The following is a 598-nucleotide window of genomic DNA, read 5'->3' on the forward strand; positions in this document are numbered from 1 at the left end:
GTAAGCGGCAAGCTGAGGCCGTCAGGCGGCGTGGTTCCATGGCATAAGCGCGTCGATTTCGCTGCTCGGCCAACCGTTGGCGATACGCTGAAGTGTTAGGGCTAGCCAGGCGAACGGGTCGACGTTGTTCATCTTCGCCGTCTGCATCAGAGTTGCGATAGTCGCCCAGGTTTGTCCGCCGCCGTCGCTGCCAGCGAAGAGGCTATTCTTTCTCGTAATCGTTTGTGGCCTGATGGCCCGTTCGACAATGTTGGAGTCGAGCTCAATGCGACCATCGGCCAGGAAGCGTTCGAAGATGGCACGCCGTGAGACGGCATAGCGGATCGCCTCGGCCAGTTTTGATTTGCCGGAGATCCGCCGCAAGGTCTGCTGCCAGAGGTCGAAGAGATCTGCGACGATCGCCGCGGAGGCTTGCCGGCGCGCGGCAACGCGAGTGTCGGGGCTTTGGCCGCGCACGGTTTTCTCGACCTGCCAGAGCTTCGCCATCCGCTCGACCGTCGCCGTTGCCACCTCTGAGCTCCCTGCAACATGCAGCTCGTAGAACTTGCGTCTGCAGTGTGACCAGCAGCCAGCCAATGTGATGCCATCATTGCCGCGG

Annotated in this window: 1 protein-coding gene; it reads right to left on the bottom strand. The window is 61.5% G+C overall.

Annotated features, from left to right (window positions below; genetic code table 11):
* Positions 1-21 precede the first annotated feature (21 nt).
* A partial coding sequence (locus H8A92_RS40610; RefSeq protein ID WP_229200821.1) for an IS66 family transposase occupies positions 22-598 on the bottom strand: 577 nt, incomplete at its 5' end.

The organism is Bradyrhizobium acaciae (assembly GCF_020889785.1).
In the GTDB taxonomy this organism is placed as follows: Bacteria; Pseudomonadota; Alphaproteobacteria; order Rhizobiales; family Xanthobacteraceae; genus Bradyrhizobium; species Bradyrhizobium acaciae.